Source organism: Roseateles sp. P5_B10 (assembly GCF_056400485.1).
In genome coordinates this window covers 1-559 of record NZ_JBFULE010001678.1, presented here as the reverse complement: position 1 = coordinate 559, position 559 = coordinate 1, and the positions used below count along the sequence as shown (strand labels likewise).

General features: G+C 60.3%; 1 protein-coding gene. It reads right to left on the bottom strand.

Translation table 11 applies throughout. From position 1 onward, the window contains the following. Positions 1–559, bottom strand: a 559-nt coding sequence (locus tag AC1DU6_RS35290) for an ABC transporter substrate-binding protein (protein ID WP_477863226.1), incomplete at both ends; no start/stop codon positions are given.

Below are 559 nucleotides of genomic sequence, written 5' to 3'. Positions count from 1 at the left end.
GTGCCGGCAGCCTTGATGGCCTGGAGATAGTGCAGCACCGAGCCATAAACGCCGGTCTGGATCATGGTCGGCATCACCTTGGTGCGTTCGAAGAACTTCTTCGACCAGGCGCGCGTCTTGTCGTCCATGTTCCAGTAGGACGCGGTCGTGAGGTAAGTGCCTTGTGCGGCGTCGAGTCCGATCGCATGAACATCTGTGTCGAACATCAGCAGGCCGACCAGTTTCTGGCCGCCTTTGACAAGGCCGAATTCACCGGATTGCTTGATCGAATTGTCAGTGTCCTGGCCGGCATTGGCGAAGGCGACGACTTCAGCCTTCGAGTTCTGTGCCTGCAATGCGAAGGACGAGAAATCGGCGGTGTTGGTCGGGTGGCGAACACCGCCCAGCACGGTGCCGCCGCTCGCCTTGATGAAGCGCGTCGCGTCCTGTTCAAGCTGATTGCCGAAGGCGTAGTCGGCCGTGATGAAGAACCATGACTTTCCACCGCCGGCGACCACCGCAGAGGCCGTCACCTTCGCAAGCGCGTAGGTGTCGTAGGTGAAGTGGACCGTGTTGGGGC